General features: G+C 69.4%; 19 protein-coding genes and 1 pseudogene. 13 read left to right on the plus strand and 7 right to left on the minus strand.

Translation table 11 applies throughout. The annotated features are described in order from the left end of the window. Positions 1 to 105: 105 nt before the first annotated feature. Together cysN and cysD are read right to left on the minus strand one after the other, a co-directional pair. Positions 106 to 2,004: a sulfate adenylyltransferase subunit CysN gene (gene cysN / locus WS66_RS18345; protein ID WP_059599048.1), complete on the minus strand. Its 1,899-nt coding sequence runs from the start codon at positions 2,002 to 2,004 to the stop codon at positions 106 to 108. Further along, a complete protein-coding gene (cysD, locus tag WS66_RS18350) occupies positions 2,004 to 2,900 on the minus strand; it encodes a sulfate adenylyltransferase subunit CysD (RefSeq protein WP_059599049.1) in 897 nt (298 codons plus the stop codon). Before cysD ends, cysN begins: the two co-directional genes overlap by 1 nt. 300 nt (positions 2,901 to 3,200) lie before the next feature. On the opposite strand from cysD, the gene WS66_RS18355 reads away from it, so the two are divergent. Genes WS66_RS18355 through WS66_RS18370 form a run of 4 tightly spaced genes read left to right on the plus strand, consistent with a single transcriptional unit; the run spans position 3,201 to position 7,336 of the window. Further along, on the plus strand, positions 3,201 to 4,310 hold the full coding sequence (locus WS66_RS18355) for a DUF1214 domain-containing protein (RefSeq protein WP_059599050.1): 1,110 nt from the start codon (positions 3,201 to 3,203) through the stop codon (positions 4,308 to 4,310). Further along, positions 4,307 to 5,500: a sulfotransferase family protein gene (locus WS66_RS18360; RefSeq protein WP_059599051.1), complete on the plus strand. Its 1,194-nt coding sequence runs from the start codon at positions 4,307 to 4,309 to the stop codon at positions 5,498 to 5,500. The genes WS66_RS18355 and WS66_RS18360 overlap by 4 nt, the downstream gene beginning before the upstream one ends. 40 nt (positions 5,501 to 5,540) lie before the next feature. Further along, on the plus strand, positions 5,541 to 6,332 hold the full coding sequence (locus WS66_RS18365; protein ID WP_059599052.1) for an SDR family oxidoreductase: 792 nt from the start codon (positions 5,541 to 5,543) through the stop codon (positions 6,330 to 6,332). Between the two features lie 14 nt (positions 6,333 to 6,346). Continuing rightward, positions 6,347 to 7,336, plus strand: coding sequence for an acetyltransferase (locus tag WS66_RS18370; protein WP_442859299.1), 990 nt, complete (start codon positions 6,347 to 6,349; stop codon positions 7,334 to 7,336). Between the two features lie 59 nt (positions 7,337 to 7,395). On the opposite strand, the gene WS66_RS18375 is transcribed toward WS66_RS18370, so the two are convergent. Both WS66_RS18375 and WS66_RS18380 read right to left on the minus strand, forming a co-directional pair. Beyond that, positions 7,396 to 7,848: a nuclear transport factor 2 family protein gene (locus WS66_RS18375; RefSeq protein ID WP_059599053.1), complete on the minus strand. Its 453-nt coding sequence runs from the start codon at positions 7,846 to 7,848 to the stop codon at positions 7,396 to 7,398. Between the two features lie 13 nt (positions 7,849 to 7,861). Then, positions 7,862 to 8,341, minus strand: coding sequence for an SRPBCC domain-containing protein (locus WS66_RS18380; protein ID WP_059599054.1), 480 nt, complete (start codon positions 8,339 to 8,341; stop codon positions 7,862 to 7,864). A gap of 370 nt (positions 8,342 to 8,711) precedes the next feature. Between WS66_RS18380 and WS66_RS18385 the strand changes: the two genes are divergently transcribed. Next, the gene (locus WS66_RS18385) at positions 8,712 to 10,190 is read left to right on the plus strand and encodes a cryptochrome/photolyase family protein (protein ID WP_059599066.1); all 1,479 of its coding nucleotides are present in this window, start codon (positions 8,712 to 8,714) and stop codon (positions 10,188 to 10,190) included. Between the two features lie 163 nt (positions 10,191 to 10,353). Here WS66_RS18385 and WS66_RS18390 read toward each other — a convergent pair whose 3' ends face one another. Beyond that, positions 10,354 to 11,586, minus strand: coding sequence for an MFS transporter (locus WS66_RS18390; RefSeq protein ID WP_059599056.1), 1,233 nt, complete (start codon positions 11,584 to 11,586; stop codon positions 10,354 to 10,356). 294 nt (positions 11,587 to 11,880) lie between these two features. Further along, positions 11,881 to 12,822 (minus strand): LysR substrate-binding domain-containing protein, encoded by a 942-nt coding sequence (locus WS66_RS18395; protein ID WP_059599057.1) that lies wholly within the window; start codon positions 12,820 to 12,822, stop codon positions 11,881 to 11,883. 119 nt (positions 12,823 to 12,941) lie between these two features. On the opposite strand from WS66_RS18395, the gene WS66_RS18400 reads away from it, so the two are divergent. Together WS66_RS18400 and WS66_RS18405 are read left to right on the plus strand one after the other, a co-directional pair. After that, positions 12,942 to 13,985 carry an alpha/beta hydrolase family protein gene (locus WS66_RS18400; RefSeq protein ID WP_059599058.1) on the plus strand — a complete coding sequence of 348 codons (1,044 nt, stop codon included), beginning with the start codon at positions 12,942 to 12,944 and terminating at the stop codon, positions 13,983 to 13,985. Positions 13,986 to 14,170: 185 nt separating this feature from the next. After that, positions 14,171 to 14,869 carry a 4'-phosphopantetheinyl transferase family protein gene (locus tag WS66_RS18405; RefSeq protein WP_059599067.1) on the plus strand — a complete coding sequence of 233 codons (699 nt, stop codon included), beginning with the start codon at positions 14,171 to 14,173 and terminating at the stop codon, positions 14,867 to 14,869. 131 nt (positions 14,870 to 15,000) lie between these two features. Here WS66_RS18405 and WS66_RS34885 read toward each other — a convergent pair. Beyond that, positions 15,001 to 15,123: pseudogene (locus WS66_RS34885) on the minus strand (amino acid ABC transporter substrate-binding protein); the annotation flags it as partial. A gap of 268 nt (positions 15,124 to 15,391) precedes the next feature. Between WS66_RS34885 and hutH the strand changes: the two are divergent. From hutH to WS66_RS18440, 6 genes are read left to right on the plus strand one after another with little or no spacing between them, the layout of a single operon-like run. Further along, positions 15,392 to 16,915 (plus strand): histidine ammonia-lyase, encoded by a 1,524-nt coding sequence (gene hutH / locus WS66_RS18415; RefSeq protein ID WP_059599059.1) that lies wholly within the window; start codon positions 15,392 to 15,394, stop codon positions 16,913 to 16,915. Between the two features lie 4 nt (positions 16,916 to 16,919). Continuing rightward, the gene (gene hutC, locus WS66_RS18420; protein WP_059599060.1) at positions 16,920 to 17,615 is read left to right on the plus strand and encodes a histidine utilization repressor; all 696 of its coding nucleotides are present in this window, start codon (positions 16,920 to 16,922) and stop codon (positions 17,613 to 17,615) included. Positions 17,616 to 17,654: 39 nt separating this feature from the next. Continuing rightward, entirely contained in the window at positions 17,655 to 19,343 is a 1,689-nt protein-coding gene (hutU, locus tag WS66_RS18425; protein WP_059599061.1) for a urocanate hydratase, read from the plus strand. A 2-nt stretch (positions 19,344 to 19,345) separates the two neighbouring features. Continuing rightward, a complete protein-coding gene (locus WS66_RS18430) occupies positions 19,346 to 19,957 on the plus strand; it encodes a HutD/Ves family protein (RefSeq protein ID WP_059599062.1) in 612 nt (203 codons plus the stop codon). A gap of 4 nt (positions 19,958 to 19,961) precedes the next feature. Then, positions 19,962 to 21,185, plus strand: a complete 1,224-nt coding sequence (hutI, locus tag WS66_RS18435) for an imidazolonepropionase (RefSeq protein WP_059599063.1) — start codon at positions 19,962 to 19,964, stop codon at positions 21,183 to 21,185. 23 nt (positions 21,186 to 21,208) lie between these two features. Next, positions 21,209 to 22,585 (plus strand): formimidoylglutamate deiminase, encoded by a 1,377-nt coding sequence (locus WS66_RS18440; RefSeq protein ID WP_059599068.1) that lies wholly within the window; start codon positions 21,209 to 21,211, stop codon positions 22,583 to 22,585. Positions 22,586 to 22,614: the final 29 nt, after the last annotated feature.

Raw genomic sequence — 22,614 nt, forward strand, 5'->3', positions numbered from 1 at the left:
GCGGGGTGAATGCTTCCGAACGAGCATACCGGCCGGCCGGCGGCCCGCGTCATCCGAACGGAGTAGACGACGCGGGCAGTGCCCGCGCGACGCGGCCGGCGAGGGTCAGGCGACGCGCTCGCGCAGCAGGTACGCGACGATGCGATCGGCCGCCGCTTCCGGCGACTCGGCCACCGTGTCGATGCGCAGTTCCGGCTGCGCGGGCGGCTCGTACGGCGAGTCGATGCCCGTGAAGTGCTTCAGTTCGCCCTTGCGCGCCTTCTTGTACAACCCCTTCGGATCGCGTTCCTCGGCCACCGCGAGCGGCGTGTCGACGAACACTTCGACGAACTCCTCGGGGCCGGCCAGCGCACGCGCCATGTCGCGTTCCGCGCGGAACGGCGAGATGAACGATACGAGCGTGATGAGCCCGGCATCGAGCATCAGTCGCGCGACTTCGGCCACGCGCCGGATGTTCTCCACGCGATCGGCCTCGGTGAAGCCGAGATCGCGGTTGAGCCCGTGCCGCACGTTGTCGCCGTCGAGCAGGTACGTATGCTTGCCGAGCGCATGCAGCCGCTGCTCGACGAGGTTCGCGATCGTCGACTTGCCCGCGCCGGACAACCCGGTCAGCCACACGATGCGCGGCGTCTGCGCCTTTTGCGCCGCGCGCGCGTCGCGGTCGACGTCGACCGCCTGCCAATGCACGTTGTGCGCGCGGCGCAACGCGAAGTGCAGCATCCCGGCGCCGACCGTGTCGTTGGTGAAGCGGTCGATCACGATGAAGCCGCCGGTATGACGATTCTGGTCGTACGGATCGAACGCGACGGGCCGGTCGAAGCTCAGGTTGCACACGCCGATCTCGTTCAGCGCGAGCGTGCGCGCGGCGAGATGCTCGCGCGTGTTCACGTCGATCTTGTACTTCGGCGTCGCGCAGGTCGCGCCGACCGTCTGCGTGCCCAGCTTCACGAGATACGGCCGGCCCGGCAGCAGCGGTTCGTCGTGCATCCACACGAGCGTCGCCTCGAACTGATCGGCCACCTCCGGCGGCGCGTCGGCGCGCGCGATCATGTCGCCGCGGCTGATGTCGATTTCGTCGGCGAGCGTGAGCGTCACCGCTTCGCCAGCGCGCGCGACGTGGGCTTCGCCTGCCGGCGTGATCACTGACGCGATGCGGCTTTCCTTGCCGGACGGCAGCACGCGCACGCGTTCGCCGACGCGCACTTCGCCGGACGCGATGCTGCCGGCATAGCCGCGGAAGTTCAGATGCGGGCGGTTGACCCATTGCACGGGCAGGCGGAACGGTTCGTCGCGCGTCACGCGCTCGACGAGCGGCAGCGTGTCGAGATGCTGCATCAGCGGCGGGCCCGCGTACCACGGCATGCGCGGGCTCGACGCGATCACGTTGTCGCCGCGCAGTGCGGACATCGGAATGCTGACGATCTCCTGGAGGCCGAGCTCGGCCGCGAACGCGCGATAGTCGGCGTCGATGCGCTCGAACACCGCTCGGTCGTAGTCGACCAGATCCATCTTGTTGATCGCGAGCACGACGCGCCTGATGCCGATCAGCGCGACGAGATGGCTGTGGCGGCGTGTCTGCGTGAGCACGCCCTTGCGCGCGTCGATCAGGATCACCGCGAGATCGGCAGTCGACGCGCCGGTGATCATGTTGCGGGTGAATTGCTCGTGGCCGGGCGTATCGGCGACGATGAACTTGCGCCGCGCGGTCGCGAAGAAGCGGTACGCGACGTCGATCGTGATCCCCTGTTCGCGCTCGGCCGACAGGCCGTCCACGAGCAGCGCGAAATCGAGGTCGCCGCCTTGCGTGCCGACCTTCTTCGAATCGGCTTCGAGCTGGGTCAGCTGATCGTCGAACAGCATGTTCGATTCGTAGAGCATGCGGCCGATCAGCGTGCTTTTGCCGTCGTCGACGCTGCCGCACGTGATGAAGCGCAGTAGGTCCTTCGTCTGCCCATCGTCGGCGCGCATACCGGGTGCCTCGGGTGCGGTGAGAACGTGTGCCATCAGAAATATCCCTCCTGTTTCTTCTTTTCCATCGAGCCGGCCGAATCGCTGTCGATCAGCCGTCCCTGGCGCTCGGACGTGCGCGTGTCGCGCATCTCCTGCAGGATGTCGTCGAGCGAGCTCGCGTCGCTGTCGATCGCGCCCGTCAGCGGATAGCAGCCGAGCGTGCGAAAGCGCACCTTGCGCATCTGCGGCACTTCGCCGTCGCGCAGCGGCAGCCGTTCGTCGTCGACCATGATCAGCGCGCCGTCGCGCTCGACCACCGGCCGCTCCTTCGCGTAGTAGAGCGGAACGATCGGAATGTCGTGCAGCCGGATGTATTGCCAGATGTCGAGCTCGGTCCAGTTGGAGATCGGAAACACGCGCAGGCTTTCGCCCTTGCGCTTGCGCGCGTTGTACAGCGACCAGAGTTCGGGCCGCTGGCGCTTCGGGTCCCAGCGGTGCTGCGTCGAACGCAGCGACACGATGCGCTCCTTCGCGCGCGATTTCTCCTCGTCGCGGCGCGCGCCGCCGAACGCGGCGTCGAAGCCGTAATGGTCGAGCGCCTGCTTGAGCCCTTGCGTCTTCCACACGTCGGTGTGAACGGCCGAGCCGTGCGTGAACGGATTGATGTCGTTCGCGACGCCGTCGGGGTTCACGTGAACGCGCAGGTCGAGGCCGAGGCGCTCGGCCGTCTCGTCGCGAAACGCGATCATCTCGCGGAACTTCCACGTCGTATCGACGTGCAGCAGCGGAAAGGGCGGCTTCGCCGGGTAGAACGCCTTCATGGCGAGATGCAGCATGACCGAGCTGTCCTTGCCGATCGAATAGAGCATCACCGGGTTTTCGCTTTCCGCGACCACCTCGCGCATGATGTGGATGCTCTCGGCCTCCAGTCGCTCCAAGTGGGTCAACATCGTTCGTCTCCTGGTTGCATGCCGGCGCCGCGCGACATGTGCGGCGTTTCGTGCATGACGCCAACGGTATCGAGCGAGGGCGGTGCCGTTCTTCGTCCGGGTGGACTAGGGCCTGTTCCGGCCAACAACGGGCTTGCGCCAGCCCCACGAATTTTCTTGTTCGGGGAAGCGTGCGTTATCGGCCGGAACAGGACGGAACCGACACGGCGGCGCAGCGGATCTTTCCTTAGTCCACCCGGACGAAGTGGCGCGTGGAGCGCTCGCTTAAGGTGAGCGCTCGACCATCGGCGGAGACGACACATGACGGACGAAACACGTGCCACGCAATTGCTTTCGGGCCAGACCTGGGCCGATTTCTGCGACACCCTGAAGCGCAGCGGACAGCAGATCCTGCGCGCCGACGCGCCGGACGATCCGCTCACGCGCGCGGAAGGGTTCCGCTACCTGAGCCGGCTGATGCGCATCGCGCTCGAAATGCACGTCGAGTTCGCGGACGGCGCGTGGCCCGGCTTCTTCTCGCCGTCGCACGAGACCGCGAAGATCGGCGCCGACAATCCCGACAACCTGTACCAGTACGCGCGCCTCGACGGCCGCTGCGAATATCGCGTGACGGGGCGGCGCGGCACGGTCGCGTACCTGAGCTTCGGCACGCAGAAGGGCGGCTACGAAACGGACGGCAAGATGCTGCAGACGGGGTTTCTCGATGCGAAGCAACTCGAGATCGCGCCGGACGGCAGCTTCGAGATCGTGCTGAGCGCGACGCCGCGCGCGGGCAACTGGGTACGCATGGAGCAGGGCACGAACGCGCTGCTGGTGCGCCAGACCTTCCTCGACCGGCGCGCGGAGACGCCCGCGCAACTGAAGATCGAGCGCATCGGCGCGCACGACCGCCCGGCGCCGCTCGACCCGCTCGTGCTGCAGGGCGGCCTCATGCGCGCCGCGCAGTTCGTCGAGCGGACGTCGAAGCTGTTCGCCGACTGGGCCGGGAGCTACGGGGCGCACGTCAACGCGCTGCCGCCCGCGGACCAGGCGCTGTGCCAGTCGGTCGGCGGCGATCCGAACATCTACTACTACCACTCGTGCTGGTCGCTGGCCGATGACGAGGCGCTCGTGATCGACGTCGACACGGTGCCCGACTGCGATTTCTGGAACGTGCAGCTCAACAACCACTGGATGGAGTCGCTCGACTACCGGCACTTCGACATCTGCGTGAACAAGCACAGCGCGCGCCTGAATGCCGACGGCGGCGTGACGGTGGTGGTCGCCGCGTCGCGGCCGGGCGATGCGAACTGGCTCGATACGGCCGGGCATCGCAGCGGCACGATCTGCTGGCGCTGGGTCGGCGCCGCGCGACCGGTGCATCCGCGCACGCGCGTCGTCAAGCTCGCCGCGCTGAAGGAGGCCGCATGAACGCACCGCTCGACCGGATCCGCACGCTGCTCGATGCCGACGGGCTGATCGCCGAAGCCGTGTCGCGCACGGGCGGCCTTGCCGCGTTCGGCGACGGCCCGTATCGCGAGGCGCTCGACGTGATGTGCGCATCGCTGATCGATGAAGCGAAGCTGTCCGCGCGCGGCGCGGAGATGATGCGCGAGAAGCTCGTCGGCCAGCTCGTGAATCGGCTCGTCGTGGAGGATTACTGCCGGCGTCATCCGGAGATCGTCGATATCGAGATCGACGATCCGCTCGTGATCGTCGGGCTGCCGCGCACCGGCACGACACTGCTGCAGCGGCTGCTCGCGGTCGACCCGCGCTTTCATTCGGCCGCGTGGTGGGAAACGCGCTATCCGGCGCCGCTTTCCGGCGAGACGCTCGACGCGCCGACCGTGCGCATCGCGCGCGCGCAGGCCGAGGTCGCGGCCATGATCGACTGCATTCCGCAGATCCTGGCGATTCATCCGCTCGACGCGATGCTCGTCGACGAGGAGTTCATGCTGATGGAGCACTCGTTCGTGTGCGCGATGGATTCGTACGCAAACGTGCCGGGCTATACGGCGTGGCTCGAGCAGCAGGACCTGACGCCCGTTTATACGTACCTGAAGCGCATGCTGCAGTTCCTGCAGTGGCAGAAGATGCAGCGGGGCGTCGCGCCGGCCGAGCGCTGGCTGCTGAAGACGCCGCAGCACCTGCATGCGCTCGACGTGCTGTGCCGCGTGTTTCCGCACGCGCAGGTGGTGCTCACGCACCGCGACCCGGCGCAGACGATTCCGTCGATGGCGAGCATGGCGCACACGCTGTGGCAGATGTACGCGGACGACCCGGATCCGCGCACGGTCGGCGCGCAGTGGCACGCGGGAATGGCCCGCGCGATCCGCGCGGCGATGGCGGCGCGCGACGCGTTGCCGGCCGAGCGGTTTCTCGACGTGCGTTTCGAGGACACCGTGTCGAATCCGCTCGGCGTTGCAGAAGCCGTGTACCGCTTCGCCGGCATGCCGCTCGATGCACGGCAGCGCGCGGCGATGACGGACTGGATGACGCGCAACGGCCGCGACAAGCGCGCCGCGCACGATTACTCGATCGCGCGCTTCGGCTTCACCGATGCGCAACTGGCGCACGACTTCGCCGCGTATCGCGCGCGGCACCTGCGGCCGGCCGGCTGACGGCGCGCCCGCGAAACCAACGAAAACCAGGAGACAACCCATGTTGCTGAAGGACAAGATCGTCGTGATTTCCGGAATCGGGCCGGGGCTCGGTGTGAAGCTCGCCGTCGAGGCGGCACGCGAGGGCGCGCGCGGCGTGGTCGTCGCGGCACGCACGATGGAAAAACTCGACGACGCGCAGGCGCGGATCGGCGCACTCGGCGTCGCGTGCGACGTGCTGAAGGTGCAAACCGACATCGCCGAACGCGCGCAGTGCCGGCAGCTCGCGATTCAGGCGGTCGAGCGCTTCGGCCGGATCGACGCGCTCGTGAACAGCGCGTTCGTGCACGGCACGTTTCCGGAGGCGGTCGAGGAAGCCGATCTCGACGGCTGGCGCGCGGTGTTCGACACCAACGTGTTCGGCACGATGACGCTCACGCAGGAAATCGTCCCGCACATGAAGCGGCAGAAGCGCGGCGCGATCGTGATGATCAACACGCAGGCCACCCGCAAGCCGTTTGCAGGGGAATCGGGCTACGCTGTATCGAAGGGCGCGCTCGCGGTTGCGGCAAAATACCTCGCACGCGAGCTCGGCGTGCACGGGATCCGCGCGAACAGCATCCACATGGGCTGGATGTGGGGCGTGCCGACGCAGACGTATTTCCGGCAGGCGGCGGCCGCGTACGGAATGACGGAGGAGGAGATCATCGCGCCGATCGCGTCGAACATCGCGCTCGCGAAGCTGCCGACCGACGACGACTGCGCGCGCGCGGCGCTGTTCCTCGCGTCGGATTATGCGAACGCTGTGACCGGCGCGACGCTGGACGCGAACGGCGGCGACTTCATGCCCTGAGGACGGAGCGACGGATGATGCAGGAACGGCAACCCCACCGGGGACGACATTTCTTCGCGTTCAACGGCGACGCGGATGGCCTGTGCGCGCTGCAGCAACTGCGGCTCGCGGAGGGCGAACGCGGCACGCTCGTGACCGGCGTGAAGCGCGACATCAGGCTGCTCGAGCGAATCGACGCGCGGGCCGGCGACCGCGTGACCGTGCTCGACGTGTCGCACGACCAGAACCGCGACGCCTGCGCGCGGCTGTTGCGCGCAGGCGCGGCGATCCGCTACTTCGACCACCACTTCGCGGGCGAGCTGCCGGGCGATCCGCGTTTCGACGCGTATATCGACACGGCCGCCGACGTCTGCACGAGCGCGCTCGTGAACCGCCATCTCGGCGGCCGCCACGTGCGCTGGGCAATCGTCGCGGCGTTCGGCGACGAACTGCCGGCGCTCGGCGACGCGCTCGCGCGCGAATACGGGCTCGACGAGGCTGAACGCGGCACGCTCGCCGAACTCGGGCTCTACCTGAACTACAACGCCTACGGCGACTGCGTCGACGATCTGCATTTCGATCCGGCGGTGCTCGCCGATGCGATGCTGCCGTGCGCGGATCCACTCGACTTCGTGCGCGACACGCCGGTGTTCGCCGCGCTGCGTGACGGCTATCGCGACGACATGGCACGGGCATGTGCGCTTGCGCCGCTGCGCGACGTGCCGGGCGCGACGCTGATCAGGATGCCGGATCATCCGTGGGCGCGGCGCGCGACGGGGATGCTCGCGAACGAGCGGATGCGCAATGCGCCGCATGCGGCGCTCGCGGTGCTGTCGCCGCGTGCGCAGGGCGGGCTCGTCGTCAGCGTGCGCGTGCCCGACGGCCGGCCGCTCGGCGCCGACGAATTCTGCCGCGGTTTCCCGACCGGCGGCGGGCGCAAGCGCGCGGGCGGCATCAACCATCTGCCGGAAACCGAGTTCGACGCGTTCGCCGAACGTTTCGAGGCGGCCTTCCGTCTCGACTGAAACCGGGGGCCCGCGACGCGCGCGCCGTGCAACGATGTCACGGCGCGCGCCGTGCCGCATCAGCCGGTCGCGTGCGCGAGCACGGCCGGCACGTTGTGGCCGTAGCAGCGCTCCTCGACGCGCTCCGCGATGCGCCAACCCTGCGCGGTGCGCACGAACCGGTCGACGTACCACAGCCCGAGGAACATCACCTGCGTGCCGCCGTCCGGCAGCGCGACTTCCATCGGATTGAAGCAGATCGTGCGGCCGCGCGCGGTGTCGCCGTCGAGCGTGATCGACAGGTTGCCGACCATGTGCTGGTATTGCGGGAACCGCGGCAGCACGGTGCGCAGCCACGCCTTGACGTCCGGATAGATGCCGGCGACGCCGCCCATCGCGCGATAGTCGATCGTCGCCTCGCGCGTGAACACCGCGTCGAGCGCGTCGAAGTCGCGCGCATCGATCGCGCTCGAGTACACGACGATCAGCTCGCGGATGTCGTGATGATCGGAGAGGGCCTGCAGATCGGGCATCGGCCGTTCTCCGTCACACGCTTTCACGCCGGCGGGACGCGTGCAGCGCTTCCGCGCGCCGCTTCACGTCGCGCGCGCACTGGTCGAATCCCTGTTTCACCCAGCCGCCGTGCTCGCGCATGATCGTTTCCGCGTTGATGCCGAGAAACTGGTCGGTCGTGAAGTAACGGCATCGTTCGGCGCCGTCGGCTTCGACGTACTGGTCGCGGCGCGCGGCGTCCTTGTTGTCGTCGATCGGGCGCTGCTCCCACGACAGCAGACGCTCGGGCTCGCACGCGACGAGGATTTCGTTGACGGGAATGACCGTCTCCGTGCCCGGAATGCGCACCTGCATGTACGCGAAGTCGCCGATCCGGCCGGTCGTTTCGAGGCCGACGCAGAACGTGTTCCATTCGCCATAGCGCGGGAAGTCGGTCAGCACTTCCCAGACGACGGAAGCGGGGGCGTCGATCGCGACCGTGATCGAGGTGACGAGATTGGCTGGTTTGGTCATGGCGGGTATCGGGTGAGATTGACGATGAGGGCGAGACCGCAGGCGCGCCCGGGCGGGTGCGCGCCGCGACGGCCGGAACGGTCCGCGCGCGCGGCGGCGGACCTGACGGATGCGTCGCGCGATGCGCGTGGCCGACCGGCGGCCGGTGCGTGCCGCGCATCGCGTTGAACCCGACATCGAGCGTAGGCCGGTGCGTCCGGTGAAGAATCGTCGGAATGGACTAAGGCGTTTCACCGGGCTCGCGACCCGGCCGGGCGTCGTCGTCGGGCCGCGACGCGTTGGCGGGCGCCGCACGTGTGCCGGACATCGACATCGCGCGTCCGTGCCGCGACAATACCGGTCACTTTTCCGTTTCCCGATCGAGGTGCCCGTGCCAGCGAAGTCGTCCGTTGCTCCTGCCGTCGTGTGGTTCCGCGACGATCTGCGCGTGACCGACCAGCCCGCGCTGACGCGCGCGGTCGCGTCGGGCCGGCCGCTCGTGTGCGTGTACGTCGACGACACGGGCGAAGGCGCAGGGCGCGCGCTCGGCGGCGCGGCGCGCTGGTGGCTGCACGGGGCGCTCGCCGGACTCGACGCGGCGCTCGTGCGTCATGGCGGCCGCCTGCTGCTGCTGCGCGGCGATGCGCCGCGCGAGATCGAACGCGTCGTGCACGAAACGGGTGCGGCGGCCGTGTACTGGAACCGCCGCTATGCGCTGCCGCAGCGCGATGCCGATGCGGCGTTGAAGGCGTCGCTGAAGGCGCGCGGCATCGAGGTCGAGAGCAGCAACGGCAGCCTGCTGAACGAACCGTGGGAGGTGCTGACAGGCGCCGGCACGCCATTCCAGGTGTTCACCGCATACTGGCGCGCGGTGCGGCGAGATCGCACGGTGGCGGCGCCGCTGCCGGAACCCGAACGGATCGCGTTTCACCCGTGGCCGGCCGGCGTGCGCGAACGTGCGCTGGCGCTCGACTCGCTCGCGTTGCGTCCGAGTGCGCCGGACTGGGCGGGCGGCCTGCGCGACGCGTGGCCGACACCCGACGAGGCCGGCGCGCATGCGCGGCTCGACGCGTTTTCAGTCGAGTCGCTGGCCGGCTATGCCGATACGCGCGACCGGCCCGACCGGTCGGCGACGAGCCGGCTGTCGCCGCTCCTGCGCTTCGGCAACGTGTCGCCGCGCCAGGTGTGGCATGCGGTGCAGGGTGCCGCACTGGCGGGCGGCCCGGCCTGCGCGGCCGGCGCCGAGAAATTCCTGAGCGAGCTCGGCTGGCGCGAATTCAGCCACGTGCTGCTGTATCACTTCCCGGCGCTCGCGACCGACAACTTCCGCGCGCAGTTCGACGCGATGCCGTGGCGCGACGATCCCGCCGCGCTGCGTGCCTGGCAGCGCGGGCTGACCGGCTATCCGCTCGTCGATGCGGGGATGCGCGAGCTGTGGGCGACCGGCTGGATGCACAACCGTGTGCGGATGGTCGTCGCGTCGTTTCTCGTCAAGCATCTGCTGATCGACTGGCGGGCCGGCGAGCGCTGGTTTTACGACACGCTCGTCGACGCGGACGTCGCGAACAACCCGGCGAACTGGCAATGGGTCGCTGGCTGCGGCGCCGATGCCGCGCCGTATTTCCGTATCTTCAATCCGGTGACGCAGGGCCGGAAGTTCGATCCGCAGGGCGCATACGTGCGCCGCTGGGTGCCGGAACTCGCGGGCCTCGACGCCGCGACGATCCATGCGCCGTGGGAGGCGTCGCCGGTGGAACTCGCGGCGGCCGGCGTGCGGCTCGGCAACGACTATCCGGCGCCGATCGTCGATCACGACGGCGCGCGGCGGCGTGCGCTCGATGCGCTGGCCACGTTGCCGAAGCGTCACTAGGCGTCGCGGGGCGCAGCCGTCCCTCCGTGCGCGCGGTGCGGCTTGCCATGTCAGTTGCAGAATGCTGCGTGCTCGAGCAGCGCAAGCGCGATGTCCGAATTGAAGTAGGCCGCGCCGCACCACGCGACGAACGCGAGCACGCCGACGGCCAGCGCCGCGCGCATCATGCCCACGCGGCCTTGCCCGGCACCGGGCGCGCGATGCGCGCGTCGTCGATCGGCAGGTGCAGCAGCGCGGCCAGCACGCCGAGCGCGATCGAGCCGATCCACAGCGGCAGATACGAATGCGTCGCGTCGTACACGAGCGCGCCGAGCCATACACCGAAGAAGCTGCCGAGCTGGTGCCCGAAGAAGACGAAGCCGAACAGCGTCGCGATGTAGCGCACGCCGAACACCTGCGAGATCACGCCGTTGGTCAGCGGCACGGTGCCGAGCCACGTGAAGCCCATCACGGCCGCGAACACGTAGACGCTCGCGGGCGACAACGGCGCCGCGACGAACGCGGCCATCGCCAGCGCGCGGACGAGATACAGCACGGACAGCACGTACTTGCGCCGCAGCAGGCCGCCGAGATGGCCGCATGCGTAGGTGCCGGCCACGTTGGTCAACGCGATCAGCGCGAGCGCGACGCTGGCATGGCGCGCCGGCAGGCCGTGATCGAGGAGGTAGGCGGGCAGGTGGGTCGCGATGAACGCGAGCTGGAACCCGCACGCGAAGAACCCCGCGTTCAGCAGCCAGAAGCCGCGATGCGCGAACGCTTCGCGCACCGCCGCGCCGATGGACTGGTCGGGGCCGTCCGCGCGACTCGCGGCTTGCGCGTGCCGGTCGCGCACCAGCACGGCGAGCGGTGCGAGCAGCCCGGCGACGAGCGCGAGCGCGACGAATGCATGTTGCCAGCCGATGTCGCCGATCAGCACCTGCGCGACCGGCACCATGCAGAACTGGCCGAACCCGCCGATCGCGCCGGCGACACCGAGCGCCCAGCCGCGCCGGTCCGGCGGAAACAGCCGGCTCAGCGCGCCGTAGATCGACGCGAAGGCCGACCCCGACAGCGCGATGCCGACCACGAGCCCGGTGCCGACCGTGAACACGCCGGCCGACGCGGCAAACGCCATCGTGACGAGCCCGGCCGCATACAGCAGCATGCCGGCGACGATCACGCGCACCGACCCGAAGCGGTCGGCGATCATGCCGGTGAACGGCTGCGCGATGCCCCAGATCAGGTTCTGCAGCGCGAGCGCGAGGCCGAACGCTTCGCGCGACCAGCCGTGGTCGAGCGTGACGGGGGCGAGGAACAGCCCCTGCACGTGGCGGATGCCGAGCGCGGCGCCCATGATCAGGCCGCCCGCGAGCACCGGCAGCCAGCGGCGCCGGGTGTCTTGTTCGATCGGGGTCATGCGGGTCTCCGGATGAATGCGTGCGGCGCGGCGCCGCGTTCGATTCGATTAGACGATCCGGGCGCCGCGCGCTCAAGCGATCATTCGGTCGCGTTCGCATGCGCGTGGGGAATGTGATGCGGGGTTCGGACGCGATGCCGGGGGCGGATGCGTGGCGCCGCGGCGACGCATGCAGCCAGCGTGATGCGTGGCCGATGCAGCGTAGCCGGGGCGTCAGTGCATCGCCCGCGGCTGCGCGCATTCCGTGCGCAACGCCGCGCCGGCATCGGCTCGATGAGGCAACTCGCTCGCGGCTTACCGTTGCGCCACGTCGTACGCGCGCATCGCCGCGTCGCATTCGGCCGCTTCCGCGAGAATCCAGTCGCGCACGTCGGCGACTTCGCGGCGCGGTGCGGGATCGTGCCGGAACAGCCAGTAGCCGTACGTATCCGACAACGCCTGCGAGTGCGGGCCGAGCACCGCGAGCCGGCCGTCCGCGAGCATCGGCGCGACGAGCGCGAGCCGCCCGAGCGCGACGCCCTGGCCGGCGATCGCGGCGTGGATCACCTGGTCGTACTGGTTGAAGCGCAGCACGCCCTTCGGGCGCGCGTCGCCGAGCCCGGCCGCGTGCAGGTGCGCACGCCACTGCAGCTGCGTTTGCGGCGGCCCGTCGAATTCGAGCAGCACATGGTCGGCGATCGCGGCCGCGTCGGTGACGGGCCGCGTGGCCAGCGCCGGGTGCGCGACCGGCACGACGACCTCGTCGAACAGGTGCAGCGCGCCGGCCGGCGCGCGCTCGCGCGGGCAGTAGCGGATGCCGAGGTCGATGCCTTCCGCGCGCAAATCGAGTACCTTGTCGTTCGCGGCCACGCGCAAGTCGACGTCGGGCAGGCGTGCCTGCAGGCGCCCGAGCCGCGGCAGCAGCCACAGCGCGGTGACGCCGATGCTCGCGGTGATCGTGACGGGCTGGCGCTCGCGCGTGGCGGCGAGCGACGCGACGGTGTCCTGCAGGCTGAGCAGCGCCGCGTCGGCGGCGCGAAACAGCCGCTCGCCTTCCGGCGTGAACGCGATCTTGCGATAGCCGCGCTGCAGCAGCGCGACGCCGAGGTGCGCCTCGAGCGCGTGCACCTGGCGGCTGACCGCCGACTGCGTGACGCACAGGTCCTGCGCGGCGAGCGTGATGCTCATGCGGCGGCCGACGGCGACGAAGCCGCGCACGAGGTCGAGCGACGGGAGACGGACGAGCGGCGCTGACATGCGTAGGGCTCATGCGAACGGAGCAGCAAGATTGGTTGAGAACGCCGGGCGCGTCAAGTTCAATGGAGGCTGGCCGATCGGGCGAGCGCGGCGTGATGCGGTGCCGCACAGGAGACAGGATGACGATTTCGAACGAAGCAGCCGGGGCGGATCAGGCGGCCGGGCGCGCGGCGGGCGCGTTGCCGCCGCAGGCCGTGACACTGACCGCGGCCGACGGTTACGTGCTGCGCGGCTACGTGTGGCGGCATCGCGGCGGCGGCGCCGCGCGGCCCGTGACGGTCGTCAATTGCGCGACGTCGGTGCGCTGCGACTATTACTTCCGCTTCGCGGCCTGGCTGTTCGCGCAGGGGCGTGACGTACTCGTCTACGACTATCGCGGGATCGGCGGATCGCGCCCCGCGCGGCTCGCGAAGCTGCGCGCGAACTGGCTCGACTGGGGGCGGCTCGATTGCGAGGCCGCGCTGCAGTACGCGCGCGACGCGTTTCCCGGCCAGCCGCTCGACGTCGTCGCGCACAGCATCGGCGGCTGCGTGCTCGGGCTCGCGGCGTCGAACGCACACGTGCGTCATGCGGTGACCGTCGGCGCGCAGTATGCGTACTGGCGTGACTATCGGCCGGCAGAGCGGCGGCGCATGTGGTGGAAGTGGCACGTCGCGATGCCGGCGCTCGCGGCCGTGTTCGGCTACGTGCCCGCGAAACGGCTTGGCTGGATGGAGGATACGCCGCGCGGCGTCGCGCTGTCGTGGGTGCGTTCGCAGCCGCGTTTCGAGGATGCCTACACACACGGCCCGCTCGCCGAACCCGCGGCGAGCCGCGCCGCGCTGCCGGCCCGCTTCGCGCGGCTGTTGGCGCCGATGCTCGCGATCGGCCTCGACGACGACGGGTTCGGCACGGTCGACGCGATCGAGCGACTGGTCGGCTACTACACGGGCAGCGACGTCACGCATCTGCGGATCGCGCCGCGCGACATCGGCATCGACGCGATCGGCCACTTCGCGTTCTTCCACAGCCGCTTCACCGACACGTTGTGGCCCGTGGCGCTGTACTGGCTGCAACACGGCGCGCTGCCGGCCGACGCACCGGGCCGCGTCCACGCGCGCCATCCGGCGCAGCGTGCGCGGCTGGCGGGAAGCGGCGTGCCGGGCGCCGTCGCGCACGGGTGACCGCGCAGGCGAGGGCGGCCAGGCCGTCGCGTCGATGCGGCGGCCGCGCCTGCCGCCACTGCCGACGATCGCGGCCGCGCCGCGCGATCGATTAACATCGGACGTTTCATTCGACTGGCTGCCCCGTGCCGACGTACATTCCACCCGATTCCGGGATTCCCGCCGACGCGTCCCGCGCGTGGCGCATGCACCTGCTCGACGTGCCGCCAGCCGCGTCGCGGGCCGGCGTGCAGGTTGCGCGCATCGATTTCGACTGGCATGTGCCGCTCGCGTCGCCGGCCTATGCGGCACTGAGCGACGCCGAGCGCGCGCGTGCCGGGCGCTACCTGCGGCACGAGGATGCGGTGCGCAGTGCCGCGACGCGCGCCGCGCTGCGCGACGTGCTCGGCGCGGCGCTCGACGTGGCGGCAAAGGACATCGTGATCGTCGTCGACGCATCGGGACGGCCGTCGCTCGACCCCGCGCATCGCGCATCGCTCGATTTCAACGTGTCGCATGCGGGCGATCACGCGCTGATCGCATGGACAGGGACGGGACGTGTCGGCGTCGATATCGAAAGCTGCAACCGTTCGACCGACTGGCGTGCGCTGACGTGCGAAGTGTGCGCGACCGCCGAGGCCGCGTATCTCGACGGCCTGCCGCTGGCCGCGCGTGCCGACGCGTTCATGCGCGTGTGGTCCGCGAAGGAGGCGTTACTGAAGGCGCTCGGCACCGGCATCGTCGGCGGGCTGCGCGCGTTCGCGGTCGTGCCGCCGCGCGATGCGGCGACACCCGCGACGACGATCGTCGAGCCGGCCGCGCCCGCGGCCGGCGTGGCCGCGTTCGATGCGGGCTGGCTCGACGCGGCGCCCGGCTACGCGGCGTGCGTCGCGTGGACGCGTTGAACCCGTTTCGGCACGCGACGCTCACTCGAGCGGCACGTCGTTCGGCGTCGCGTAGCGCGCCCTGATCACGTCGCTCATCGGGCAGTCGAACGCGCGCGCTTTCGGCGACACCGGCTTCGTGAACCACGTGTCATCTTCTTCTCCTCGTTCATCGTTCGCAGCAGGCGTTCGGACGTCGTGCCCTGGTTCGTCACGACCGTCTTGCCGGCGAGATCGGGGAAGCCGCCGGTGCCCGGGCTTGTGCGCGTGAGCAGGCTGCGGCCGAGGAGGGCGGTCAACCGGGGCGGGATGGTCATGGCAAGTCTGCGTGGACGGATCGCGAGGAAGCGTCAATTCGTACGTTGCCAACGAAAAATAAACTGCAACGGATGTTAATTGCCGGGGCTGTCGGGCCACTCCGGCGGGTCGCCCCGAATATCAGGGAAACTCCCGAGTCGAAATCGTGAAAAACGGGGTTGTCTAGACAAGTTGCGATGGCTACACTGCAATCCATCACGAACTTGTCTAGACAGGATTGATCACATGATTACGTTGACCCCCGGCCACCTGACCCTCCCGCAACTGCGCAAGATCGCTCGCGAATCCGTGCAGCTCACGCTCGACCCGGCGAGCTTCGCGAAGATCGATGCAGGCGCGAAGGCCGTCGCCGACATCGCGGCAAAGGGCGAGCCGGCATACGGCATCAACACGGGCTTCGGCCGCCTGGCCAGCACGCACATCCCGCACGACCAGCTCGAGCTGCTGCAGAAGAACCTGGTGCTGTCGCACGCGGTCGGCGTGGGCGAGCCGATGGCACGCTCGTCGGTGCGTCTGCTGATGGCGCTGAAGCTGTCGAGCCTCGGCCGCGGCCACTCGGGCATCCGCCGCGAGGTGATGGACGCGCTGATCACGCTGTTCAACGCCGACGTGCTGCCGCTGATCCCGGTGAAGGGCTCGGTCGGCGCATCGGGCGACCTCGCGCCGCTCGCGCACATGTCGGCCGTGCTGCTCGGCGTCGGTGAAGTGTTCATCCGCGGCGAGCGCGCCAGCGCGCTCGACGGTCTGCGCGTCGCGGGCCTCGCGCCGCTCACGCTGCAGGCGAAGGAAGGCCTCGCGCTGCTGAACGGCACGCAAGCCTCGACGGCGCTGGCGCTCGACAACATGTTCGCGATCGAAGACCTGTACCGCACCGCGCTCGTCGCGGGTGCGCTGTCGGTCGACGCGGCGGCCGGCTCGGTGAAGCCGTTCGATGCCCGCATCCACGAACTGCGCGGCCATCAAGGCCAGATCGACGCGGCCGCGTCGTACCGCGACCTGCTCGAAGGTTCGCCGATCAACCAGTCGCACCGCGACTGCGACAAGGTGCAGGATCCGTACAGCCTGCGCTGCCAGCCGCAGGTGATGGGCGCGTGCCTGGACCAGATGCGCCACGCGGCCGACGTGCTGCTGGTCGAAGCGAACGCCGTGTCGGACAACCCGCTGATCTTCCCGGATACCGGCGAAGTGCTGTCGGGCGGCAACTTCCACGCCGAACCCGTCGCATTCGCGGCCGACAACCTGGCGCTCGCCGCATCGGAAATCGGCGCGCTGGCCGAGCGCCGCATCGCACTGCTGATCGACGCGACGCTGTCGGGCCTGCCCCCGTTCCTCGTGAAGGACGGCGGCGTGAATTCGGGCTTCATGATCGCCCACGTGACGGCAGCCGCCCTGGCATCGGAAAACAAGACGCTCGCGCACCCGGCGTCGGTCGACTCGCTGCCGACCTCGGCGAACCAGGAAGACCACGTGTCGATGGCGACGTTCGCCGCACGCAAGCTCGCCGACATCGCGGAAAACACCAAGCACATCCTCGCGATCGAACTGCTGGCCGCCGCTCAAGGCGTCGACCTGCGCGCGCCGTACCACACGAGCCCGAAGCTCGCGCCCGTGATGGAAACGATCCGCGGCAAGGTTGCGCACTACGAGCTCGACCACTACTTCGCACCGGACATCGCAGCGGTCGCGAAGCTCGTCGACGAGCGCGCATTCGCGAAGATCGCGCCGTTCTCGTTCGCATCGGAACAGTAAGCCCATGAGCGCGCCGGTCTACCAGGAGATCAAGGATTTCATCCTGGGCCGCATTCACGCCGGCGAGTGGGCGGAGGGCGATCAGGTGCCCTCCGAGAACGAACTGGCCCGCGAGTTCAAGGTCGCGCGCATGACCGTCAACCGCGCGTTGCGCGAGTTGACGGCCGAGCAGGTGCTCACGCGCATGAAGGGCGCCGGCACCTACGTCGCGCGGCCGAAGTACGAGTCGACGCTCGTCGCGATTCGCAGCATCTCGGAGGAGGTCGACGCGCGCGGGCATGCGTACCGCGCCAGCGTGCTCGGCCTCGAGACGATCCGCGCCGACGAGGCGCTCGCCGACGAGATGCAGATGACCGTGCGCGCGAAGCTGTTTTATTCGCAGGTGTTGCACTTCGAGAATGACGAACCCGTCCAGCTCGAAGAACGGTGGGTGAATCCGGCGGTCGCGCCGGATTATGCCGAGCAGGATTTCACGAACACGACGCCGAACCTGTACCTGATGCGCGCGGCCCCGCTGCAGCGCGTCGAGTACCGGATCGAAGCGGCGGCCCCGGCGCCCGAGCGGCGCGAGCAGCTGCGAATGGACGACGTCGAGCCGTGTCTCGTTTTACATAGGCGCACCTGGTCGCAGGGCGTCGTCGCCTCGGTGGCGAATCTGTGGCACCCCGGCAGCCGTTATCGCTTCACCGGGCATTTCTGATTCCTATTTGATATTCACTTTCCCTCGGGAGCAGTCGTCATGAACCATCCGAAACACATCGATCCCCGTCTCGATCCGACGCGTACGATCCGCGCGCCGCGCGGCAGCGAGAAGGTCTGCAAGACCTGGCTGGCCGAAGCGGCCTACCGGATGATCCAGAACAACCTGGATCCGGAAGTCGCCGAGCATCCGCACGCGCTCGTCGTGTACGGCGGCATCGGCCGCGCGGCGCGCAACTGGGAATGCTTCGACCAGATCCTCGCGTCGCTGAAGGATCTCGGCGAAGACGAGACGCTGCTCGTGCAATCGGGCAAGCCGGTCGGCGTGTTCCGCACGCACAAGGATGCGCCGCGCGTGCTGCTCGCGAACTCGAACCTGGTGCCGCACTGGGCGACCTGGGAGCACTTCAACGAGCTCGACCGCAAGGGCCTGATGATGTACGGCCAGATGACGGCCGGCAGCTGGATCTATATCGGCAGCCAGGGCATCGTGCAGGGCACCTATGAAACGTTCTTCTCGGTCGCGAACCAGCATTTCAACGGCGACCCGTCGGGCCGCTGGATCCTGACGGGCGGTCTCGGCGGCATGGGCGGCGCGCAGCCGCTGGCGGCGACGATGGCCGGCTTCTCGATGATCGCGGTCGAGTGCGACGAGACGCGCATCGACTTCCGCCTGAAGACGCGCTACGTCGACAAGAAGGCGACGACGCTCGACGAGGCGCTCGGCATGATCGAGGAAGCGAAGCGCACCGGCAAGCCGGTGTCGATCGGCCTGCTCGGCAACGCGGCCGACGTGTTCACGGAGTGCGTCGAGCGCGGCATCACGCCGGACTGCGTGACCGACCAGACGAGCGCGCACGACCCGATCAACGGCTACCTGCCGCAAGGCTGGAGCGTCGCGCAATGGCGCGAGACGCAGAAGGTCGATCCGGAAGGCATCGTGCATCCGGCGAAGCAGTCGATGGCAGTGCAGGTGCGCGCGATGCTGACGCTGCAGGAGCGCGGCGCGGCCACGCTCGACTACGGCAACAACATCCGCCAGATGGCGCTGGAAATGGGTGTCGAGAACGCGTTCGACTTCCCGGGCTTCGTGCCGGCCTATATCCGCCCGCTGTTCTGCGAAGGCAAGGGCCCGTTCCGCTGGGTCGCGCTGTCGGGCGATCCGGAAGACATCTACAAGACCGACCAGAAGGTGAAGGAGCTGATCCCCGACGATCCGCACCTGCACAACTGGCTCGACATGGCACGTGAGCGCATCGCGTTCCAGGGCCTGCCCGCACGGATCTGCTGGGTTGGCGTGAAGGATCGCTATCGCCTCGGCCAGGCGTTCAACGAGATGGTGAAGAACGGCGAACTGAAGGCCCCGATCGTGATCGGCCGCGACCACCTCGACACCGGTTCGGTCGCGAGCCCGAACCGCGAGACGGAATCGATGAAGGACGGCTCGGACGCCGTGAGCGACTGGCCGCTGCTGAACGCACTGCTGAACACCGCGGGCGGCGCATCGTGGGTGTCGCTGCATCACGGCGGTGGCGTCGGGATGGGCTTCTCGCAGCACTCGGGCGTCGTGATCGTCGCCGACGGTACGGCTGACGCGCACGAGCGTCTCGGTCGCGTGCTGCTGAACGATCCGGCGACGGGCGTGATGCGTCATGCGGATGCCGGCTACGAACTCGCGCAGCAGACGGCCCGCGAAGCCGGCCTGAAGCTGCCGATGCTCGGCCGCTGAGCATGACGGCGCTCGACCAGGCGCCGGTGCACGCAACGATGATCCGCGCGGCGGATCTCGTTGCGTCGCCGTGGAAGAACGGCGGCGGCGTGACGCGCGAAATCGGCGCGTTCCCGCCGGGCGCGGCGCTCGACGCGTTCGCCTGGCGCGTGAGCGTCGCGGACGTCGGCGCGGCCGGGCCGTTCTCGCGTTTCGACGGCATCGACCGCACGCTCGTGTTGCTGTCCGGGGCGGGCATGACGCTCGCGGAAGCGGGCGGCGCACGCCACGTGCTCGACGCGCCGCTCGCCCGCGCGGATTTCGCCGGCGAAACGGCGATCGATGCGACGCTGCACGACGGCGCGACGCGCGACTTCAACCTGATGACGCGCCGTTCGGCCGCGCGCGGGACGGTCGACGTGTGGCCCGAAGGCACGCACCGCGTCGAGCGCGCCGATACCGTGCTGCTGTTCTGCGCGACAGGCGCGGTCGGCATCGAGATCGACGGCGCGCACTACGCACTGCAGGAAATGGACACGCTGCGGCTCGACGGGCCGCAACGTGCGTTTGACGTCGTCGTGAGCGGAGGCGGCGCGCTGCTCGCCGTGTCGCTCGCCGTCGGCGAACGAGACTGAACGCATGAAACCGATTGTCTGGCATCACCTGAGGCTGTGTCCGCACGGCCATCCCGACGAAACGATCGACGACGCGGCGATCGCCGTCGACGAAACCGGCACGATCGTGTGGCTCGGCGCGTTTTCCGCGCTGCCCCACGGTTATGCGCACTGGCAGCGGGAAGACCTGCACGGCGCGTGGGTGACGCCCGGCCTCGTCGACTGCCATACGCACCTCGTGTACGGCGGCACGCGCGCCGACGAGTTCGCGCAGCGCCTCGCCGGCGTCAGCTACGAGGAGATCGCGCGGCAGGGTGGCGGGATCGTGTCGACGGTGCGCGCGACGCGCGCGGCCGACGAGACGACGCTGTTCGTGCAGGCGGCCGCACGCCTGCAGCCGCTGCTCGCCGAAGGCGTGACCGCGATCGAGATCAAGTCGGGCTACGGGCTCGACCTCGCGAGCGAGCGCAAGATGCTGCGCGTCGCGCGCCAGCTCGGCGAGCGCTTTCCGGTCACGGTCTACACCACGTTCCTCGGCGCGCACGCGCTGCCGCCGGAATACGCGGGCCGCCCGGATGAATACATCGACGAAGTGTGTGGACGGATGCTGCCGGCACTCGCCGACGAAGGCCTCGTCGACGCCGTCGACGTGTTCTGCGAGCGCATCGGCTTCTCGCTCGCGCAGACCGAGCGCGTGTTCGAGGCCGCGACGCGGCGCGGCCTGCCGGTGAAGCTGCACGCGGAGCAGTTGTCGAACGCGGGTGGTACCGCGCTCGCTGCGCGTTATCGCGCGCTGTCCGCCGATCACCTCGAATTTCTCGACGAAGCCGGCATCGAGGCGATGAAGGCGGCCGGCACGGTCGCCGTGCTGTTGCCCGGCGCGTATTACTTCATTCGCGAAACGCAATTGCCGCCGATCGCGCTGCTGCGCAAGCACGGCGTGCCGATCGCGCTCGCGACCGATCACAACCCCGGCACGTCGCCGCTCGAATCGTTGCTGCTGACGATGAACATGGGCTGCACGCTGTTCCGCATGACGGTGCCCGAGGTGCTGCAGGGCGTCACGCGCCATGCGGCCGCGGCACTCGGCCGCGCGGATCGTCACGGCGCGCTCGAGATCGGCCGCCAGGCCGATTTCGCGGCCTGGTCGGTCGGCTCGCTGTCGGAGCTCGCGTACTGGATCGGCCGGCCGCTGTGCGAGCAGGTCGTGCGCGGCGGTACGACCGTGTTTCGCCGGATGAACGGCTAGCCTTGCAACAGACGAGACTCACGATGACCGAAATGACGCTGTTCGCGGACCATGCCTGGCTGCCCGATGGCTGGCGCCGCAACGTGCTGCTGCGCTGGGACGCGGCCGGCACGCTGACCGACGTGACGCCCGATGCCGACGCGCCGGCCGGCGTCGCCCGCGCGGCAGGGCCCGTGCTGCCCGGCATGCCGAACCTGCATTCGCATGCGTTCCAGCGTGCGATGGCGGGTCTCACCGAATACCGCGCGAATCCCGCCGACAGCTTCTGGAGCTGGCGCGACCTGATGTACCGCTTCGCGCTGAAGATCACGCCCGACGCGCTCGCGGCGATCGCGCGCTGGCTGTACGTCGAGATGCTGAAGTGCGGCTATACGTCGGTGTGCGAATTCCACTACGTGCATCACGCGCAGGACGGCTCGCGCTACCCGCAGATCGCGGAACTCGGCACGCGCGTGATCGACGCGGCCCGCTCGGCCGGCATCGGCATCACGATGCTGCCCGTGTCGTACCAGTTCGCCGGGTTCGGCAACAAGCCGGCGCGCGACGACCAGCGCCGCTTCATCAACACGCCGGACGGGCTGCTCGAACTGCTCGATGCGATGCGCCGCGTCGCGCCCGAGCACGGCGGACTGCGCTACGGCGTCGCGCCGCACTCGCTGCGCGCGGTGTCCGAGAGCGGATTGCGCGTGCTGCTCGACGGCCTGCCCGACGATGCGCCCGTGCATATCCATATCGCCGAACAGACGGCCGAAGTCGACGATTGCGTGCGCGCTTACGGCGCGCGTCCCGTGCAATGGCTGCTCGATCGCTTCGATGTCGATGTGCGCTGGTGCCTCGTGCACGCGACGCACGTCGATGCGGCCGAAACGGCCGCGCTCGCGAAGCGTCGTGCGGTGGCCGGCCTGTGCCTGACCACCGAGGCGAACCTTGGCGACGGCGTGTTCCCGGCCGTCGACTATCTCGCGCAGGGCGGCGTGATCGGCGTCGGCTCGGACAGCCATGCGTCGGTCGACTGGCGCTCGGAACTGCGCCTGCTCGAATACGGGCAGCGGCTCGTGCATCGCGCGCGCAACGTACTCGCGAGCGACACGCAGGCGCATGTCGCCGACCGGCTGTTCGACGCGTCGCTCGCAGGCGGCGCGCAGGCCAGCGGGCGGCGCATCGGCGCGCTGCGTGAAGGCTGCCGCGCCGACTGGCTCGTGCTCGATCCCGATCATCCGGCGATCGCCGAACACGGCAGCGCGTCGTGGCTGTCGGGCGCGGTGTTCGCCGAGCACGGCGAGACGCCGGTGCTCGACGTCTACACCGGCGGCGAACGCGTCGTGAGCGGCCGCCGCCATCGCGACGAAGCCGTCGCGTATGCCGACTACCGCGCCGCGCTGGCGCAACTGCTGCGCTGAACGCGCGGCACCCGGCGCGCGCCGCGAGC

Origin of the sequence: Burkholderia sp. LA-2-3-30-S1-D2, assembly GCF_001523915.2 — a bacterium.
In the GTDB taxonomy this organism is placed as follows: domain Bacteria; phylum Pseudomonadota; class Gammaproteobacteria; order Burkholderiales; family Burkholderiaceae; genus Burkholderia; species Burkholderia diffusa.

Bases quoted from the DNA above. Each gene is read 5' to 3' on its own strand.
- WS66_RS18355 (WP_059599050.1), top strand. From the start codon at position 3,201: ATGACGGACGAAACACGTGCCACGCAATTGCTTTCGGGCCAGACCTGG.
- WS66_RS18395 (WP_059599057.1), bottom strand. From the start codon at position 12,822: ATGTCAGCGCCGCTCGTCCGTCTCCCGTCGCTCGACCTCGTGCGCGGC.
- WS66_RS18390 (WP_059599056.1), bottom strand. From the start codon at position 11,586: ATGACCCCGATCGAACAAGACACCCGGCGCCGCTGGCTGCCGGTGCTC.
- WS66_RS18430 (WP_059599062.1), top strand. From the start codon at position 19,346: ATGACGGCGCTCGACCAGGCGCCGGTGCACGCAACGATGATCCGCGCG.
- hutH (WP_059599059.1), top strand. From the start codon at position 15,392: ATGATTACGTTGACCCCCGGCCACCTGACCCTCCCGCAACTGCGCAAG.
- WS66_RS18360 (WP_059599051.1), top strand. From the start codon at position 4,307: ATGAACGCACCGCTCGACCGGATCCGCACGCTGCTCGATGCCGACGGG.
- WS66_RS18380 (WP_059599054.1), bottom strand. From the start codon at position 8,341: ATGACCAAACCAGCCAATCTCGTCACCTCGATCACGGTCGCGATCGAC.
- WS66_RS18400 (WP_059599058.1), top strand. From the start codon at position 12,942: ATGACGATTTCGAACGAAGCAGCCGGGGCGGATCAGGCGGCCGGGCGC.
- hutC (WP_059599060.1), top strand. From the start codon at position 16,920: ATGAGCGCGCCGGTCTACCAGGAGATCAAGGATTTCATCCTGGGCCGC.
- WS66_RS18440 (WP_059599068.1), top strand. From the start codon at position 21,209: ATGACCGAAATGACGCTGTTCGCGGACCATGCCTGGCTGCCCGATGGC.
- WS66_RS18375 (WP_059599053.1), bottom strand. From the start codon at position 7,848: ATGCCCGATCTGCAGGCCCTCTCCGATCATCACGACATCCGCGAGCTG.
- cysN (WP_059599048.1), bottom strand. From the start codon at position 2,004: ATGGCACACGTTCTCACCGCACCCGAGGCACCCGGTATGCGCGCCGAC.
- hutI (WP_059599063.1), top strand. From the start codon at position 19,962: ATGAAACCGATTGTCTGGCATCACCTGAGGCTGTGTCCGCACGGCCAT.
- hutU (WP_059599061.1), top strand. From the start codon at position 17,655: ATGAACCATCCGAAACACATCGATCCCCGTCTCGATCCGACGCGTACG.
- WS66_RS18365 (WP_059599052.1), top strand. From the start codon at position 5,541: ATGTTGCTGAAGGACAAGATCGTCGTGATTTCCGGAATCGGGCCGGGG.
- WS66_RS18405 (WP_059599067.1), top strand. From the start codon at position 14,171: ATGCACCTGCTCGACGTGCCGCCAGCCGCGTCGCGGGCCGGCGTGCAG.
- cysD (WP_059599049.1), bottom strand. From the start codon at position 2,900: ATGTTGACCCACTTGGAGCGACTGGAGGCCGAGAGCATCCACATCATG.
- WS66_RS18370 (WP_442859299.1), top strand. From the start codon at position 6,347: ATGATGCAGGAACGGCAACCCCACCGGGGACGACATTTCTTCGCGTTC.